Annotated in this window: 19 protein-coding genes; 12 read left to right on the forward strand and 7 right to left on the reverse strand. The window is 41.6% G+C overall.

All coding sequences use genetic code 11. The annotated features are described in order from the left end of the window. The first annotated feature begins 5 nt into the window (after window positions 1-5). The 3 genes from NSS67_RS17110 to NSS67_RS17120 all read left to right on the forward strand — a co-directional run bounded on the left by NSS67_RS17110 (window position 6) and on the right by NSS67_RS17120 (window position 3,478). A complete protein-coding gene (locus NSS67_RS17110; protein ID WP_339314564.1) occupies window positions 6-1,781 on the forward strand; it encodes an ABC transporter substrate-binding protein in 1,776 nt (591 codons plus the stop codon). Between the two features lie 316 nt (window positions 1,782-2,097). Beyond that, entirely contained in the window at window positions 2,098-3,021 is a 924-nt protein-coding gene (locus tag NSS67_RS17115) for a ketopantoate reductase family protein (RefSeq protein ID WP_339314566.1), read from the forward strand. Between the two features lie 37 nt (window positions 3,022-3,058). Next, a complete protein-coding gene (locus tag NSS67_RS17120; RefSeq protein WP_339314568.1) occupies window positions 3,059-3,478 on the forward strand; it encodes a VOC family protein in 420 nt (139 codons plus the stop codon). 109 nt (window positions 3,479-3,587) lie between these two features. Here the strand turns inward: NSS67_RS17120 and NSS67_RS17125 are convergent, their stop codons facing one another. Further along, window positions 3,588-4,202, reverse strand: coding sequence for a TetR/AcrR family transcriptional regulator (locus NSS67_RS17125; protein ID WP_339314570.1), 615 nt, complete (start codon window positions 4,200-4,202; stop codon window positions 3,588-3,590). 154 nt (window positions 4,203-4,356) lie between these two features. Between NSS67_RS17125 and NSS67_RS17130 the strand changes: the two genes are divergently transcribed. The 3 genes from NSS67_RS17130 (at window position 4,357) to NSS67_RS17140 (ending at window position 6,688) form a co-directional block, all read left to right on the forward strand. Then, on the forward strand, window positions 4,357-5,037 hold the full coding sequence (locus NSS67_RS17130) for an SDR family NAD(P)-dependent oxidoreductase (RefSeq protein ID WP_339314572.1): 681 nt from the start codon (window positions 4,357-4,359) through the stop codon (window positions 5,035-5,037). Window positions 5,038-5,099: 62 nt separating this feature from the next. Continuing rightward, the gene (locus NSS67_RS17135) at window positions 5,100-5,603 is read left to right on the forward strand and encodes a hypothetical protein (protein WP_339314574.1); all 504 of its coding nucleotides are present in this window, start codon (window positions 5,100-5,102) and stop codon (window positions 5,601-5,603) included. 146 nt (window positions 5,604-5,749) lie between these two features. Then, entirely contained in the window at window positions 5,750-6,688 is a 939-nt protein-coding gene (locus NSS67_RS17140; protein ID WP_339314576.1) for a GNAT family N-acetyltransferase, read from the forward strand. Between the two features lie 136 nt (window positions 6,689-6,824). On the opposite strand, the gene NSS67_RS17145 is transcribed toward NSS67_RS17140, so the two are convergent. Continuing rightward, entirely contained in the window at window positions 6,825-6,995 is a 171-nt protein-coding gene (locus tag NSS67_RS17145; protein ID WP_339314578.1) for a hypothetical protein, read from the reverse strand. A 227-nt stretch (window positions 6,996-7,222) separates the two neighbouring features. Next, complete coding sequence (locus tag NSS67_RS17150; RefSeq protein WP_339314580.1) at window positions 7,223-7,681, reverse strand: Hsp20/alpha crystallin family protein; 459 nt, start codon at window positions 7,679-7,681, stop codon at window positions 7,223-7,225. 114 nt (window positions 7,682-7,795) lie between these two features. On the opposite strand from NSS67_RS17150, the gene NSS67_RS17155 reads away from it, so the two are divergent. From NSS67_RS17155 to NSS67_RS17170, 4 genes are all read left to right on the forward strand, one after another. Next, the gene (locus NSS67_RS17155; RefSeq protein ID WP_339314582.1) at window positions 7,796-8,020 is read left to right on the forward strand and encodes a spore germination protein; all 225 of its coding nucleotides are present in this window, start codon (window positions 7,796-7,798) and stop codon (window positions 8,018-8,020) included. A 12-nt stretch (window positions 8,021-8,032) separates the two neighbouring features. After that, entirely contained in the window at window positions 8,033-8,254 is a 222-nt protein-coding gene (locus NSS67_RS17160; protein WP_339314584.1) for a spore germination protein GerPB, read from the forward strand. A gap of 48 nt (window positions 8,255-8,302) precedes the next feature. Beyond that, complete coding sequence (gene gerPC / locus NSS67_RS17165) at window positions 8,303-8,914, forward strand: spore germination protein GerPC (protein ID WP_339314586.1); 612 nt, start codon at window positions 8,303-8,305, stop codon at window positions 8,912-8,914. A gap of 183 nt (window positions 8,915-9,097) precedes the next feature. Continuing rightward, window positions 9,098-9,457, forward strand: a complete 360-nt coding sequence (locus NSS67_RS17170; protein ID WP_339314588.1) for a hypothetical protein — start codon at window positions 9,098-9,100, stop codon at window positions 9,455-9,457. Between the two features lie 6 nt (window positions 9,458-9,463). On the opposite strand, the gene NSS67_RS17175 is transcribed toward NSS67_RS17170, so the two are convergent. From NSS67_RS17175 to NSS67_RS17185, 3 genes are all read right to left on the reverse strand, one after another. After that, window positions 9,464-10,777, reverse strand: a complete 1,314-nt coding sequence (locus NSS67_RS17175; protein WP_339314590.1) for a PQQ-binding-like beta-propeller repeat protein — start codon at window positions 10,775-10,777, stop codon at window positions 9,464-9,466. A 300-nt stretch (window positions 10,778-11,077) separates the two neighbouring features. After that, window positions 11,078-12,034, reverse strand: a complete 957-nt coding sequence (locus NSS67_RS17180) for an alpha/beta hydrolase (protein WP_339314592.1) — start codon at window positions 12,032-12,034, stop codon at window positions 11,078-11,080. A gap of 405 nt (window positions 12,035-12,439) precedes the next feature. Then, window positions 12,440-13,762, reverse strand: a complete 1,323-nt coding sequence (locus NSS67_RS17185) for an amino acid permease (protein ID WP_339314594.1) — start codon at window positions 13,760-13,762, stop codon at window positions 12,440-12,442. 125 nt (window positions 13,763-13,887) lie between these two features. On the opposite strand from NSS67_RS17185, the gene NSS67_RS17190 reads away from it, so the two are divergent. Together NSS67_RS17190 and NSS67_RS17195 are read left to right on the forward strand one after the other, a co-directional pair. Next, a complete protein-coding gene (locus tag NSS67_RS17190; protein WP_339314596.1) occupies window positions 13,888-14,790 on the forward strand; it encodes a LysR family transcriptional regulator in 903 nt (300 codons plus the stop codon). A gap of 57 nt (window positions 14,791-14,847) precedes the next feature. Further along, on the forward strand, window positions 14,848-15,753 hold the full coding sequence (locus tag NSS67_RS17195; protein ID WP_339314598.1) for a tyrosine-type recombinase/integrase: 906 nt from the start codon (window positions 14,848-14,850) through the stop codon (window positions 15,751-15,753). Window positions 15,754-15,808: 55 nt separating this feature from the next. Here the strand turns inward: NSS67_RS17195 and NSS67_RS17200 are convergent, their stop codons facing one another. Then, the gene (locus tag NSS67_RS17200) at window positions 15,809-16,729 is read right to left on the reverse strand and encodes an L-lactate dehydrogenase (protein ID WP_339314600.1); all 921 of its coding nucleotides are present in this window, start codon (window positions 16,727-16,729) and stop codon (window positions 15,809-15,811) included. Between the last annotated feature and the right edge of the window lie 82 nt (window positions 16,730-16,811).

Consider the following 16,811-nt stretch of genomic DNA (forward strand, 5'->3'; position numbering starts at 1 on the left):
CAAATATGGATCATAATAGTAATCATTTTTTATGCTTAGCAATAGGCATCCCATCTCCTACAGGTATAGGTGAAGCTAATCCTGTGACGATAGAATTACTGGCTTCGATTCTGTGCTGCACTCCGCGTAACGTAAAGTTTATTCTTCGAAAGCTTGAAGAGCAGGGATTTATTCATTGGCAGCCGGGAAGAGGGCGTGGGCATGTTTCGCAGCTAACTTTTCTACGAACGATTGAAGAGGTGCTGGAGGATAGCTTTCAAGAACTCATAAGCAAGGGAAAGATTAAGGAAGCCATTGAGTTATTAAGTCGTGGTCAGGTTAGTGATCCCTTAAAAGAACGGTTATTAATGGTGTTAAACAAGCAAATGGGCTTCCGTAGCGAATCGGAGACGACATCAGGTCTGGATGTCTTGCGAATTACTCGTAACCGGCACATGGAAGAGTTAGATCCAGCTTATGTTTACACCGCGTTTGAATCCTACTTGCTTGGACAAATTTATAATACATTAGTTACTTATGATGCAGCTTCGGATAACTTTCTCCCCGGACTGGCTCATATGTGGGAAGCGAATGAAGATCATACAAGTTATATTTTTTATCTAAGAAAGGGTGTGCGGTTCCATCACGGTAGGATTATGACCTCGAGAGATGTAAAAGAGACATTTCAACGACTTATAGACTTGAATAGTCCGGCATTAAGCCTATATAAGGATATTGAGCGAGTGGAACTCGAAGGAGACCACCGGATCCGGTTCGAGCTATCACGTCCGAATCTCTTTTTTCTTCACATGTTCAGTTGTATTCATATGTCGATTCTTCCTTATGATGTAGATCTCGCTAATGAAGTTAGTGGAACAGGACCTTACCGTTTAATAGATCTAAATGATGATGTGTTAGTCCTAACGGCGTTTGATTATTATTACGGAATTCGCCCGCTGCTAGATCGTGTGGAGATTTGGTATTTGCCAGAACAAGCTTCAAATGAACGATTGTACGAACTACCCAATCCCGTTCAAGGAGAGCTATTACCTAATATCATCTGTAACCACAGTATTGACTACCCTGCCTTAGGATGTCGATATATCCTGTTTAATTTCCATAAGGAAGGCGTTCATCAAAATCTACAATTTCGGCAGGCGATTCGTATCCTTTACAGTCGAGCGGCTTTAATTAAGGAGTTAGGAGGGAACCGTATTACTCCTGCGGATAGCTTTTTACCTTGGGAGAGCAGTAAGAGGGATTTCGTAGAGCCTACCTTGGATCACGCAAGAAGCCTGTTATTGGCGAGTGGCTATCAGGGAGAAACCTTAACTTTTGCTACTAAAGATAAAAAAGAAGAGCGAGAAGAAGCTTTGTGGTTTCAAGAACGGGCTGCTTCAGTTGGACTGCAAATTAAACTCTATTTATTCAATGAATTTAGCTCAGAAGACGTAAAGAACACCGCAGAAATTCTGCTTGCTGAAGAGGTTCTTGAAGATGATTGGCAGTGGGGTATGATTAACTACTTTAATAATAAATATAATTATCTATTTTCTCTACTGAGAGACGATCAGATCTTGTTATTCTCAGATGAACTCACCGATTTCACGCAATCGCCTAAGGAAGAAAGAATAAAGTTGCTGGATCAGGCAGAAGACGTACTTAGGGACCACTATTGGGTGTTATATGGCTGTCATATGAATAAAAAAGCGCAGCTAAATCAAAGCTTGTTTGGACTTCACACGAGCTCATTCGGATTTCTGGATATCTCCAAGCTGTGGATCAAAAATACTAGTCTTTAAGAAGAGTTTTCTAACTTACCGTCCTATAGGGGCGCCAAAGACGTTTATGCTTGTACAGGGATGCTATCTTTTGCTATACTTTCCAGGAGGCTGTATCGATTAATTATCGAATGGTGCTCTAATAGTTTTAGATTTATGAATAGTTATTTACTTGTAGCCATGGAGGTGAACTCGTTGGATTTTGCTCTGATCCGTAAGGACCGAGACAAAAGAACGGTCGATACTTGACTCTTTTTTTGCCTTTCGGACCTGTTTAGCAGATGAGCTAAGAGGTCTTTTTATTTGTTCAAATTAAGGGAAAAAAGGGGAGAATATAATGCGTTTTCTTATCGTGGGTGCAGGAGCTATAGGTGGATATTTCGGAGGTCGGTTAGTTCAAAAAGGAGAAGATGTCACTTTTCTAGTTCGTACTGCTAAAAAGGTTCAGTTAGAAGCGGACGGTCTGATGGTAAAAAGTGTTCATGGGGATTTTCAGACTTCTGTTAGAACAATTACATATGGGGAAGGAGCGAAGCCCTTTGATTGCATTATTATCGCGGTCAAGGCTTATCATTTGTTTCAGGTGATGAATGACATTGAACCCTATGTCGGTGAACACACATTGATTCTCCCGCTCCTCAATGGATATGATCATTTTAGTATTTTACAGAATCGGTTTGGTCCAGAGCATGTTCTGGGAGGTCTTTGTTATATTGAAACAACACTAGATTCTGCAGGCGGTATCATTCAAAGTAGTTCGTTCCATAGTATTGTGTTTGGGGAATGGGTAGGTGGTGAGTCAGAACGAACACAGTTGCTTCTGAGTCATTTGGATAATGCAGGTTTTACAGTGACATTAAGTTCTGACATTCAGCGCGAAGTGTGGCAGAAATATATATTTGTAGCTAGTCTAAGTGGGATTACAACCTTAATGGATAGCTCTGTTGGGCCTATTTTAGCTTCACCTGAGGCACGCGCTATCTATGAGCAACTTCTGCAAGAGATAGTGAGCCTGGCTGAAAAAGCTGGAATGCCTGTGGGACCGGAAATGTCAGCATCCACGTTGCAAAAGATGGGTTCTGTGCTACCCGAGTTTACTTCATCCATGCATCGGGATATGCATAAGCAACTACCCTTAGAAGCAGACCATTTGCATGGTGCTCTTCTGGCTTTGGCTTTACCAGGTCAAGGTGCGTATCCGGTTCTCGAAACCGTGTATGCTCGTTTGAAAGTATATGAAAGCGTTAATGATAAGAGATGATCTATATTAAATCACAAAAAAAGGGAGCTGGACTATTATGGAGGAAACGAATCAAAAGATTATGACTTTTCTAATGTTCGAAGGGAAGGCAGAAGAAGCTATGAATTTCTATACTTCTGTATTTGATGATTCTGAAATTATTAGCATTAAGCGCTATGGAGCGAACGAAGCAGGACCTGAAGGGAGTGTTATGCAGGCTTCCTTTTCATTACATGGACAAGTATTTATGTGTATAGATAGCTATGTGAACCATGAGTTCACCTTTACTCCAGCTATATCCTTATATATAAATTGTGAGAGTGAATCTGAAATTGATCGGGTCTACGAATCATTAGCGCAAGATGGAAAGGTCCTCATGCCTCTTGGAAACTATCCATTTAGTTCTAAATTTGGCTGGGTAGCGGATCGTTTTGGTGTGACCTGGCAATTAAATCTTCTGGGGAATGCGAAGGGTTAGGGATATATAAATATTCCGTGTCACAGGCGGCCGAGTTCATTCGTGGAATGACGAACTCGGCCGCATAAGTGAACGGAGTAGATAGATGTGGGGATCTCCTGATTTTAAATCATTTGAGGGTATTAATCCCTGTCCCTGTAAGGTCACTGGGTAACGCTCGTTCAGATGATTGTAGCCCGCTTACTACTAATAATGAGATTCTCTCAGCGACTTCTTCTTGATTCATGCTAATATTCTCTGTTATCCATTGATAAACACCTTCATGGATTACCTGTGCAATGATAGGTACATAAAAATTCTTCTCATTATCTCCATAGATATTTTCTAAAGCTTTCGACAGGTAAACCTTCAACTCGTTTATAATCTTCTCCTTCAATTGAGGTACAACCATCCCAATATAACTCCTGCGACATTGTATATCAGGTTGCTGATAGAAATCGAACACCGCTAATACGAGTTGTGTTATCCCTTCCTGATCGAATTTCATCGCACCTTTAGTATGTTTTGCAATAGCAGCGGATGCGGAATCACCCATAATGTAATCCAATAACTCGTATTTATCATTAAAGTGTGCGTAGAATGTGGCACGATTAACTTTAGCTCCCTCTGTTATATCCACGATTGTTATTTTCTCAAAATCCTTCAAGGAAACTAACCGTATAAAGGAGTCAATTAAAGACTGCTTGGTTTGTGTGACCCGTATATTATTAACTTTAGTCGCCATTCCTTCACTCCTACCCAACAATTTATCATTCTTGTTGCTATAGCAACATTAGCAGGATGATTGTTGATTGATACATTAAATTATTAGCTGTATATTTGCATTTAAAGCAACAGCTGTTACTTTAATATATCACAGCTAAGGAGTTAATAAAAAAATGAAAAATGTTGTAATCGTTGGGGCAGGTCTTGGATTAGGTTTATCACTAGCCAAAAAATTCGGTGACAATGGATTTAGGGTAGCTGTCATTTCGCGCAATCCTGAGAAATTATCCATTATTATAAGCGAGCTTGAGAAACTAAGCATTGAAGCACGATCATTTGTAGCGGATGTGACAGATTTAGCAGCTTTAAAACAAACCTTTCAAGCTATAATAAAAGAGCTTGGTTCAATCGATGTATTAGAATTCAGTCCATACGCAGGGTGGGATAAATTCACTCATGTGCTGGAGACTACACCTCAAAGTGTGTTAGAGCAAATAAACAGTTACTTGCTGCCTGCCGTTCTTTCGGTTAATGAAGTATTACCGGATATGATCAATAGAGGGTCGGGAGCCTTTCTTTTTACAACAGGTATTTCTGCTATGTTCCCCTTACCGTTTGTAGGAAATGGCGGAATCGTTATGTCTGGTATTCGTAATTATGCTACTTCCTTACACAATGAATTGAAAGATAAAGGTGTTTTCGTCGGCCATCTTTCCATAGGGACAATGATACAAGCTGGAACAGAGGGTGATCCAGATGTTATTGCAGAGACATGGTATAACTTATACGATAAGCAAGAACACTTTGAGGAAGTATTCCCTCTGGGTTTTGACCCGTCTAATTTTCCTAATTAAACAAAAAAAGATTATTAAATTCTGGATTGTAACATGAACTTAGTTGATAGTAAGTCGCCTTAATGGCGGCTTTTTATCTTATTGGGAGATTTGTATCCCTCGCTGATTCGATTCCGCTATTCAATAGCGATAACTGTAACAATGATTTTAACTTTCAAACGATAGAAGAGATGAGTAGCTGTATACGATTCTGGCTGGATGAATATGATCAGCAAGGTTACGTTCGTTTTAGTATCTTAGAGAAGAATAGTGACAAGGCTGTTGGCACTATTGAATTTTTTGCGAGAAAAGATCGAGATGAAGGGGTAGGAGTAATTGGTGTACTGAGGCTTGATCTGCTCTCGAGATTGGAGAATGAAGGAGTGCTTACAGAGATCCTTTCTTTGATTGAGAAGGAGTTCTATGATTGTTTTGGGGTTGATGCGATGATTACTAAGGCCATTCCTAGCGCTGAGCAAAGAATTAGCGCATTATTAAATAGCGGTTATTCAAAAATTATGGGCAACGCACTGGTGTCTTTCAACGACTATTATATGATCTCGAGGGTTGCAGGTCAGGAGGTATAATCGCAAGCTACATAAATGAAAAATGGGTTTCATTCGAAAATGTAAGGTAAATAAGAATTAATTATAACTATTCATTAACAAGTGAAATTGGAAGAGATATGCTACCCTTAATGTATGCCAAAATTTATATGAAAAGGGGTTTTGTTTTGACAAAATCTACGATTCTTTCATCAGAAGGAATAACGATTCGTCATTTTGAACAAGGGGACATGCCATTACTGGGTGAGTTATATAACTCGGTTACTTCGCGGGGAAATGCTGTGTTTTGGTGGGTTGGTGATGAGGAAAACTGGGAGAATGTGTACTGCGCCTTTGAAAATGGGAAAATGGTGGTCAAAGGCCAAGTAGAGATCATGAATATTGTACCACCTGGGCGCTCAGAGGAAAGCAGACATTCGATTTATTTGAATTTGAAAACAGTACCTGAACGAGAAGAAGATTATGATTTATTGGATAGCATGTACCAAACACTCTTCTTGAGAGCGCTTGAATTAAAAGAAACTTTATCAGCAGAGTACAAAACGACACTGTGTGTGGGGAATAACGCAGCGGAGGTTGCGAACACGCAATTTTTTGAAAAAGAAAAGGGCTTCTACCAATACAATAGCTTATATAAAATGACTCATAATCTTAATGACACCTATTCCGTGCCTCAGCTTGATAAGAAGTTTGAATTCGCAACTTGGATGATGAAGACGTCTCAAGAAGAAGATCATTATTTAGAATTGGAAGCTGAGGTTTGGCCAGAAACTCCACTCGGGAAAGAAAGATTAACACAGTTTAAGCAAAATCCTCTTTGGAACTCGATGGTTGTTCGAGAAGGGGAGAGGATAGTAGGTAGCTTGATGGTATGGCAGGAAGAGAAAAGCGGGTATATAGAAAATGTATTTGTACTTGAGCCGTGGAGAAGATTTGGAATTGCTAGGTACATGCTTTCTCAAGCATTAAACTATTTCAGAACACATGGACTTGAAGAAGCTTATTTAATGGTGTTAACAAATAATGATTCTGCATTGCATCTTTATGAATCTGTCGGATTCAGTTTATCAAGTGAGGAAAGACGGTATCGTATAGAACTCCTATAGTTTTTGAAGTGGAGGATTACTAAGCAAAGTGTGATTCAGTTTCATCGAGGCTCGATGACAGGGTTGCACTTTTTTAGTAATCCATTGCTCTTGTATAAAATGCTTTAATGAGAATCCCCTGTACAATTCTGATAAGTTACTTGGTTACCTGTTTACCCTCGCATTTCTTACACACGTTAACCTTTTCACCTGAAAGTCCTTTTCCGATATACAAAAGCTTAATACGAGTGCTGCCGCAGATCAGACAGGTTCCTCTGCCTCGGGATGGCATACGCCAGAGTGCTTTGCCGCGCTTGTTTTTGGACATGAATAGCCCACCTTTGCGATTGATACCCTATCTTATGAGCGAGGTAACCTTAAAGTTCGGAGAATGAAGCTTAGAAATTCCATTGCGTATGCAGACAAAAATAGGGCATAAGACGCCCTCAAAAAACAGCGCATAACTTAAATTATACGCAGTTTTGATTTTAAGACGTTTTTTTGAGGGTGGATCACCACTTGGACGAGCAAATCGGAGGGATTTTTAGGATTTTTTTATAAATAACGGATGTTGATATCTCTAAATTTTCCTGATGACATTTTGGGCATTCTGATTTGCAACGAGCCTTGTTTATAAGTACCTCTGCTCTGATCCGGATTGACTGGAATGGGGAGTGGGATGATTTCACTATGATCTTTTCCTAGACCACTTAATTTGATTTGTGTTCGATTGATTTGTGCCCATATACTTTCGGGGTGTATTCCACTGGGAATACGAATTTTAGTGATCAGATAATTATGAGTGTCCAAATGCTCAACATGCAGACTTGAGGCTTCGTTCGTAAATGATGAAGAGGTCGCTGCGGTAGCTTCTCTGATTATTTTTTCAACATATCCATCGATCTGGTTTGGATCCAGCTTCCATTGCTCTTCAAGCGACTTTAAGGATAACTTTTTCTTGAAAAAGGGATCTTCGTTCATCCAATCTAAAGGGTTCGTTTTATGCGGACTCATGAGCACTAACCTCCTTCATTTTTTATCCATTGTATGGGCTTATGACTTATTCAGTGACATCTGGGCGAATATCTACATAGAATAGGTTATCATTCCGAAAGGAGGAGTGGTTTGGTGGTATCAATCATCGGCAACATTAAAATCAACAGCGTAGGCCCCAGTTCCACAGTCTTAGTAGGAAATACAGCTTCTGTTATATTAAGTAGTAACAATAAAATCTATGCCGGTGCCAACTCCTTCTCTATAGGTGACTCTATAGGTACAAACATAACGAATAATGCAGCCAGTAGTACGAACACAATGGATTCAGATGTGGTGGATCAAGTCTCGCCTCCTTAAGGATGGGTTCATATGAATATTACGGTTTATCAGTGCATATCGGTCTACAATCTAAAAATCGGTACCATTTCAAATTCATCAGTTCTTCAAATCGGCACATCCGGCCGAATTAATGCCTTGTCTCATAGTTATCAGTCTAGTGATATTCCAGAATCTCCCCCAACGCCATCCTCAGCGATAAGTGATTCACCTCTTGTTCGCTTGCCCGCACCCACTGAACTATATACTCGCTAGAATTAGGCTCTTATACTCCGCATACAATGAACCATAGGAGGGGGTTGTATGCACCCGTATTACGCTCAGCAGGTTTTTAATGCACTAAGAGTGCAGTCAGAAAAGATTCAACAGCTAGAGAAACAGCTCCAGGATTTACAACGTGATGTTGACAGCATAAAGAACAATAAATCGGCAAGTATAGGACCTATAAATTATCATTTTGAACAATTAAAAATCGAGAAGCTGGAAGGCACTTTAAATATAGGCATAACTCCAAATGAAGGTAACAATCTGGATGAAGCGATAGTCAATGGAAAACCACTCGGAGGGCAGGAAGAAGGTACAACTGCAATAACGGATAAGATTCGTCCACAGATTCTGAAGTATGTGCAGGAGGAAGTGCCGTCTCAATTTTCACGTTTAGAAAGAGAACAGAGCTTAAGTATTGATGAACAATACATCGAAATGGTAACACAGGATCTGTTGAATCAGATGGATGGGCGGATTAATGAGTATGTAAGCCAGCTACCTACCGGAGAGGAAGGACGTGAATATACAGAAGAGGAAAGTACAGCTATTGTAGAGCAAATCAAACGAGATATTGTTACAGCGGTAGAGCGGCATTTGGAAATAAACATAACGGGAAGGCGGGAGCCACATGAAAGTGACAGTAATTAATAGAGACATAAATGTAAACGCAGTGAAGGTAGTTTCGATATCAGGTTCATCGGTGTTTTTAGTAGGAGATACCCAACAGATTAACTGCTCCTCAGCGTTTGACAGCGTGATAGAATATACATCGAGTACTCCGGATCAAGTCAAAAAGGGTAGTTAATAATGCACGCCTCACGCATACAAGATGTGTACATCAATAATCTATCTGACAGTTCTATTTTTATTTGTGGAGCTGTAGACCGGATTCAGTCCAAATTCGTGGGCAGTAAAGAGAATTACCTTTTTAATATTCAGGAGATTCAAAGCAATAATAGAGAGGCTTCACGCTTAGACATCCCACACGCTGCATGGCCAAACCAAGTGAAGGAAGAGGATGAATTTGAGATTTTAAATGATTCCACCGAATCTATGATAACTATGCAGTATATCAAAATTCTATCGATTGGGTCTGGTACGACCTTCCAGATTGGGAATAGTGGATCTATTCACCTGGAGAGTCGAACCATTGAGTTCAAGCGAGAAGTAGCTTCAAAAGATGTAGAGTAACAGCATCTATTGTAATTCTTTTGGCAGAGGAATGGCGAATAGATCGTGTTCTGTCTGGATGTAGAGGATATCATTCACGCTGAATAGTTTGCCGTATTGTTGTGCTCCAGTCTTTACTTTGCCAAGCGCTTTTCCTGTTTCTGCATTCATGATATAGAAGTAGCCATTCTCATAGCCAACGTAAACCGCTTTACCAATAAATTGAACGCTAAGAGCGGGACTGTCTGGTCCGTTGAAGCTTATAATGCGATTATCGTTCAATTGAACACCAGTGATCTGTGCACCCTTTTGGAAAAAAGCCATGTTACTTACTGGACCCGCCACCCAATTTCCGTACTCCTCATAACTTTTAGGTTCACTCGTTGTTTCTTGACCTAAGGTAAAACGGTATAGTGGATTGCCATCCCATTGATCTAAACCTCCATCGACTGTATATAGATACGAGCCTTGAAGTGATGTAAAATAATTCCCAAGTCTACTGACATCTTCGAGCGGTTTATAGTTCTTTTTGGTCTTCGCTTTTCCAGTTCTAACATCTACATGTACCAAGGTCAACTGATAGCCTTTAAGAGGCTCGTTAGAGGCATCATTTGAAGCATTTGCTTGTTCGCGGAGTATTAGTTCACCATCCCGACAAGCAACAAAGCTATAAAATCCCTGAATTCTCCATAACCTCTTGCCTGTAGTCGGATCGAGACCGAAAAACTGCGTACGCCTATTATCAACGGTACTGGATACTACCAATACTCCGTTATAAAGGCCGTCGATACTTCCTACATACATGGGGATGTCTTTATTTTCCCAGATCTTTTTACCAGTAACCGGATGATAAGCCGCAATTCCACCATGCTCGTTCCGGAAGTACAACACTCCATTAACTAACTCCGCGAAAGCACCGATTTCAATCGGATCTTTGGCAGCCTTAACCTTCCAAAGCAGTTTCCCCGTTTGGGCATTAACTTTTACAAGATAACCCTCATAAGTGATAAAGAAAACCGAATTATTCGTTATAATCTCAGGATTTGTTCCGTTTTTGTAGGACCATTTAACTTTACCTGTGGTGAGATCGACGGCCTTCAGTGTACCACCTGATGAATAATAATATAAACCCTTTAAAATAGGGGCTTTTAGACTATAAATTCCTAGTCCATCTGCTTTGTCGTGCCATAATGGTTTGATTGTAGGTACGGAGTCGTCTGTTGGTGCTGAGGAGGCTGGGTTTGTTACTGCCGCTGTAGCTTCAGGTAAATAAAGACTAGCTCCAGACACGAGCAAGGAGGTAGACATAATAGTCTTTAGAATGAATGGCAGATATTTCACGATTTTAGCTCCTTATAGATCATTTATTATATACTGACGCTGAGGATGGGTATTTGTTTCTTATTTGTAAAAATAAACTTGTTAACATAATTTTGATTATGTAAACTATAAACAATGGTCTGTTCCATAAGAAAAATAAGCTCGCTAATGAGAGTATGAATGGATAGAAGAAATGACTGGATTAAGGCGTAGAGGGCTAGGAGTGTAATCGTAAATATTAATCCAAAAAGGGAGTGTCCCAGCGGCCATTTCTTGGCCTTTGGAACACCCCCGTGTAGAAATATTGATGCACAGATTTATTTAGAAGCCTTCACGAAGCCATGTCGTCGCCAGCTTGATGGCGCCTTTTTTGGCATTGGTTTCTGCTAAAGGATTTAGCATCACGAAATCATGAATGATGCCTTGGAAGCGGACTGCCGTGACAGTGACTCCAGCTTCACGTAATTTGGCGGCATAAGCTTCACCTTCGTCACGTAGAACATCTGCTTCACCCGTTATGATTAGTGCTTCGGGTAGATCTTGCAACTGCTCTAAGCTGGCTCGAAGTGGGGAGGCCGTGATCTGATTCCGATCTTTAGGGTCAGTAGTATATTGATCCCAGAACCATTTCATTCCTTCCCGCTGCAAGAAATACCCTTCAGCGAATTCATGATAGGATTTGGTATCAAATGAGGCATCCGTTACCGGATAGAACAATAGTTGTTTTCCTATTTTTGGTCCACTACGTTCTTTAGCCATTAAAGTAATAGCTGCTGCCATATTCCCACCGACACTATCACCACCTATGGATAGCTTGCTGGCATCAAGTCCTTGTTCATTTCCTTTTTCAGCTATCCATTTCAAAACAGCATAAATTTCTTCGATTGCAGTAGGATATTTAGCTTCTGGTGAGAGACTGTAATTTGGAAAGACAATAGCGGATTCCGCTCCGACAGCGAGTTCACGGATCAGGCGATCATGGGTATGCGCATTACCAAACACCCAGCCAGCACCATGAATGTAGAGGATGACAGGCAACGACGCGGAAGTGGAGCCAGGGGGACGAACAATTCTTACAGAAACATCACCTTTAGGTCCACCAGGCACCATAAGATCTTCAATATCGACTTCAGGTTTATATATATCACTGGATTGTACTGTATCTACCGTTTCACGACCTTTTTCTGGTCCAAGATCAGGAAGGAACGGAGGCTTTGAATTATCATTGGCAAATTTCTGGGCAGCTGGCTCAAGAATGATCTTTGGTTGATTTGGCATGATGTATCGTCTCCTTTGAATGGTCATAGTGTAGTTTACCCTCTTCATTCCATAACCATCTAAACGGATGCTGAAACGATATGATTCATTCATGTCATTTGCTTCTCAATTAATATTGGTGGATTGCATACGGACCCAGATGCTGCTATTTGCGCATTTATTACTTTTTTTAAGCTTGTTATCGGACGCCAGTGCGGCTATTCCATGACTAAAGGTAAGGGTAGTATTTGGTGTTTTTCTTACTAATAGCGGCGGTGGTGTCCGTTAGCGCTCAAAAAATGCCATAATCCTGCGTTTAAGATCTGCTGTGTCCAATAGCTAACTTGCCTTGACAGAAAGGATGTAATGAACTGAAGCTGTTGTATCACACTGTCAAAAAAAGATTCAAGCGGATGATTATGAGCCTTACAACACTTTTCGTTGATCCTCTTGAATTCTACGACTGGAACCCCTGGTACTTCCAATCTCCAGCTTACTCTTATAATGGAAGATCAAAAGAAACATAAAAGTAATAAGCAGCGGATAGCCAATTGCCCAGCCTGTAAAAGGAAATACAGCAGCTGTAGCTAGAAAGGAGATCCAGCTTATCGTCACACCTAAGCGACTTCCTTTGAGCAGGCGTATCCCCGCAGCACAGCCTCCAATATAAGTTAAGATGAAGGTCGCGTTCGGAAACTGGATCAATGTGGTGATGGATATCCATCCGCTTCCATACAGCGACATCACTGACACAAAGCAGAGGAGAAGAAACGCTATACCACCAATAGGCGTGTGGTACGATTTAGACAGCCTCCCCATCCATTGTGGTGCATACCCCTGACGTGACAAGGCATATGCCACTCGGGAGGCAGCACCTGCATAAGCAATGATAGTGGCGGTACAGATGAAGAGACCTGTAAGACCTGCGATAAATCCTCCCCATCTCCCGAGAGGCTGACTAATAATCCAGACAAGAGAAGTACTCGATCCACCTTTAAGGTAACTTTGTGTGCCAACCGTTGCTAAAGCGGATAAGAAATATAGAATGCCTACAATAATAGCAGCGATGGTAACCCCTTTAACTGCAGCGCGTTTTGGATCTTTGAACTCCTCTGAGAGATGGGAGACGGCTTCCCAGCCAATAAAACACCAAAATAAGATTGCGGCAGCTTGACCAATGCTCATCCATCCATGTGGGGCAAAGGGAGTAAAATGCTCAACCTCCATACGAGGAAGCGCAGTAGCAAAGGAGAAGACGAGAACTGCTACAATCGCAATCACTACCGCAATTTGTACCTTTCCAGCAACCTGCATGCCAATCCAGTTTGTAATCAAGCCAACGGCCAACATAATGGCAGCTATTGTTATTCTTGCGGGTTCATCCCAGCCCATTGCGGCTGTCATATAACCGGCACCGGTCAGTGCAGCGACAGGCGCACCAATTGGAACGGACATCAGGAAGAACCAACCTACCAAAGATCCAGCTTTAGGCCCGAAAGCAAGGGTGACGAAGTGGGACACTCCTCCAGCGTTAGGAAATTTGGCAGAGAGTAGTCCCATGGATAAGGCCATTGGCAAAATCAGCAACGTCATAAATCCCCATGCCAGCAATGAAGCGGGACCTGCCATCTCTGCAGCCAGACCTGGAACGATTAGGACCCCCGAGCCCAATACAGCGCCGATATAAAGAGCTATGGCCTGTGGCATGCCGATGTTTCTTTGTAAAGTGTTTGAACTCGATTCCTTCATTATTTTGATCCTGCTTTCATTGTCTTTTGTTATAGAGTAGCAGATAATAGATCCATTGGAAAAACAGAAATTTTGAATAGTATCCATTCGAAATTCCGATGGTTCACTATCATTAGGGGGTACACATGGAATCACGTCATCTTTTCACCTTTTTAGTCGTAGTGGAGACGGGTAGCTTTACACGTGCTGCACAGAAGCTTGATTATGCTCAATCCAGTATAACCGCACAAATCCAGGTGTTAGAGACTGAAATTGGACAGCCTTTATTCGATCGGATCAGTAAAAAGATTATCCTAACCGATGCAGGCCGCCGTCTGCTCCCATTCGCGCAAGAGATATCCAGAATGCATTCTTTAGCGCAGGATGCTCTTCACTCCGAGAGTGAGCTGACAGGATCTTTACGGATTGGTGCTCCTGAATCGCTAGCTGCATTTCGCCTTCCAGGCATTATCAAGGAGTTTCGTGTTAAATATCCAAAGGTCCAAATTGTACTGAAGCCTGGAGCCTGCTGGGAGCTGACGGATTTAGTTCGTTCTGGTGAGCTGGATCTGGCCTTCTTACTGCAACCGGAGACAGAAGACAAAGATCTGAATATAGCAACACTGGTGCATGAACAAATGACCTTGATCGCCCCACCGGATCACCCTTTACTGAGCCATTCTGAGGTAGAGCCGTTCCATCTTAAGGGAGAAACGATATTGCATACAGAGACTGGTTGTAGTTACCGTACTTTGTTTGAACGTCATTTAAACAGCCATGGGGTATTTCCTGACCCTACACTAGAGTTTTGGAGTATCGAAGCAATCAAGCAGTGTGTGATGGCGGGTCTAGGCATCGCCTTTATACCACTGGTTACAGTGAACAACGAATTGGCGGAAGGGAAGCTAGCTAGACTGAATTGGAACGATGAATCGCAGCGTGTTGCTACTCAAATAGCCTATCATCATAAAAAATGGAAATCACCTGTATTAACAGAGTTTCTATTAACCGTACACAAGCATGCTGAACAATGGAGAAATCAAGTTTAAATCTCATAGCTATTCTGTGGTACAATAGATTGTCGAAATCAGGGGAGGCTCAAAGCCATGAATGAGTGGAGTGAAGACTACGAAGAAGGGCTGGAGGCTTTTTTAATTTGGATGAAAGATGCCGGGTACACTCCTTATACGCAAAAATCCTATTTAGCAGATGTAAGACAGTTTTTAGACAGCCTGAATGGTAAAAGGTTAGAGACGGTGAAGAAGCTGCATGTCATTTCCTTTCTGACTTCTGTCCGTGAACGTGGAGTTAGTGACGCTACCCGTAACCGGAAGCATGCTTCTATTAACTGTTTTTTTAAGGCATTAATTGAACTGGAAATGCTTCTATCCAATCCTGCTGCTGGGATTAAGAAATCTAAAACTGAGATCAATCGTGAGCCGGTTTACTTAGATGAAGGTGATCTGGGGAGATTTTTGTCTTCTATAGATGGGAAATATAAAGGCCGTAATTTAGCAGTCTTTTTACTCATGTCCTATATGGGGCTTCGGGTGGGGGAAGTTCACACGCTAAATTTAAGTGACTATAATGTAGAAAGGCATTCACTTCGGGTGTTCGGTAAGGGACGTAAATGGCGTAATGTACCGATTCCAGAGGATGTGGTACCTTTTCTCGATCTGGCAATAGAAGAACGATTAAATCCTTGGCGCAGTAAAGAGGAGGCAATGTTCATTTCCCAAAAAGGACGGAGGCTATCCATACGCGGTATTCAGCAAATTGCTGCAGATACGTTCGATCGCTTCCAAAGTGATGTGCCTGCGGCTCATCGTCGTCCATATTCTAGCCATAAGCTTAGACATTCCTTCGCTACCATGCTGCTAAGAAAAGGGGCCGATCTGCGAACGGTTCAGGAACTTCTCGGACACTCCTCCATTCAGACTACAACGGTTTACACGCATATCACGAGTCGGGAGAAGGAAGAAGCTATGTCGAAGTTACAAATTCAGATTTAAAAAAGGGACTATCCCCAGTCATGTATCATGACATTCGGGAAGCCCCAATTGTTGCTTATAGTTCTAGCTTAGCTATCTCTGCTTTAAGCTTCTCAGCAGATTTCTGGAATAGAGCTTGTTCAGTCTCATTCAATGGAAGATCTAGAACTTCTCGTACACCGGATCGATCTACGATGCAAGGGGCACCAAGGTAGACATCCGAAACTCCGTTATAATTATTCAATAAAGTAGATACGTTCAACACAGAACCTTCATTATGCAGAATGGAGACTACAATACGGTCAAGTGCTAGTGCTATTGCGTAAGAGGTTGAGCCTTTGGCATCAATAATTTCATAAGCGGCATTCTTAGTATCCTGGAATATTTCATCTTGTTCTGCTTCGTCAAAACCGAGATCAATCCCGGCAACATTCGCTTTACTCCACACAGGAAGCTCCGAGTCTCCATGTTCTCCGATAATCTGTCCGTGAATACTGCGAGGATCAATTTCTTTGTGTAGGCCGATCAGGTAGCGAAACCGTGCACTATCCAGCACTGTTCCGGAACCGATTACTCTTCTGCGGTCAAATCCGCTTATTTTCAAAGTGGCATATGACAAAATATCTACCGGGTTAGTAGCAATGAGTAGTATCGCATGTTGATTATATTTCGTGATTTTTTGAACGATATCTTTGAAAATTGATATGTTTTTACGGAGCAGATCTATCCGTGTTTCGCCCGGTTTTTGCGATGCACCGGCAGTTACAATGATGATATCCGCTTCACGGCAATCTTCATATGTACCAGCCCATAGCTTCACACCACCAACAAAAGGCATGCCGTGATTCATATCCAATGCTTCTCCAAGGGCTTTCTTTTGATTAACGTCAATAAGTACGAGCTCCGGCATACGTCTCCGCAGCAGCAATGTGTAGGCTGTTGTTGTACCAACTGCTCCAGTACCGATTACTACGACACGATTGGGTTTCGGGGGCATGATTTCATCTCCTCAGAATTTAAAATTTTTAGCTTTTAATCTTGTCCATCATAATCGCTTACGTTATTGTTTTCAAGCAGGT

Source organism: Paenibacillus sp. FSL R10-2734 (assembly GCF_037963865.1).
In the GTDB taxonomy this organism is placed as follows: Bacteria; Bacillota; Bacilli; order Paenibacillales; family Paenibacillaceae; genus Paenibacillus_AQ.

What these genes read in the sequence shown, in the direction of transcription:
- NSS67_RS17145 (WP_339314578.1), bottom strand. Translation starts at nt 6,995, where the DNA reads ATGTCCAAAAACAAGCGCGGCAAAGCACTCTGGCGTATGCCATCCCGA.
- NSS67_RS17115 (WP_339314566.1), top strand. Translation starts at nt 2,098, where the DNA reads ATGCGTTTTCTTATCGTGGGTGCAGGAGCTATAGGTGGATATTTCGGA.
- NSS67_RS17200 (WP_339314600.1), bottom strand. Translation starts at nt 16,729, where the DNA reads ATGCCCCCGAAACCCAATCGTGTCGTAGTAATCGGTACTGGAGCAGTT.
- NSS67_RS17120 (WP_339314568.1), top strand. Translation starts at nt 3,059, where the DNA reads ATGGAGGAAACGAATCAAAAGATTATGACTTTTCTAATGTTCGAAGGG.
- NSS67_RS17110 (WP_339314564.1), top strand. Translation starts at nt 6, where the DNA reads ATGGATCATAATAGTAATCATTTTTTATGCTTAGCAATAGGCATCCCA.
- NSS67_RS17180 (WP_339314592.1), bottom strand. Translation starts at nt 12,034, where the DNA reads ATGCCAAATCAACCAAAGATCATTCTTGAGCCAGCTGCCCAGAAATTT.
- NSS67_RS17185 (WP_339314594.1), bottom strand. Translation starts at nt 13,762, where the DNA reads ATGAAGGAATCGAGTTCAAACACTTTACAAAGAAACATCGGCATGCCA.
- gerPC (WP_339314586.1), top strand. Translation starts at nt 8,303, where the DNA reads ATGCACCCGTATTACGCTCAGCAGGTTTTTAATGCACTAAGAGTGCAG.
- NSS67_RS17130 (WP_339314572.1), top strand. Translation starts at nt 4,357, where the DNA reads ATGAAAAATGTTGTAATCGTTGGGGCAGGTCTTGGATTAGGTTTATCA.
- NSS67_RS17160 (WP_339314584.1), top strand. Translation starts at nt 8,033, where the DNA reads ATGAATATTACGGTTTATCAGTGCATATCGGTCTACAATCTAAAAATC.
- NSS67_RS17125 (WP_339314570.1), bottom strand. Translation starts at nt 4,202, where the DNA reads ATGGCGACTAAAGTTAATAATATACGGGTCACACAAACCAAGCAGTCT.
- NSS67_RS17135 (WP_339314574.1), top strand. Translation starts at nt 5,100, where the DNA reads ATGGCGGCTTTTTATCTTATTGGGAGATTTGTATCCCTCGCTGATTCG.
- NSS67_RS17150 (WP_339314580.1), bottom strand. Translation starts at nt 7,681, where the DNA reads ATGAGTCCGCATAAAACGAACCCTTTAGATTGGATGAACGAAGATCCC.
- NSS67_RS17190 (WP_339314596.1), top strand. Translation starts at nt 13,888, where the DNA reads ATGGAATCACGTCATCTTTTCACCTTTTTAGTCGTAGTGGAGACGGGT.
- NSS67_RS17195 (WP_339314598.1), top strand. Translation starts at nt 14,848, where the DNA reads ATGAATGAGTGGAGTGAAGACTACGAAGAAGGGCTGGAGGCTTTTTTA.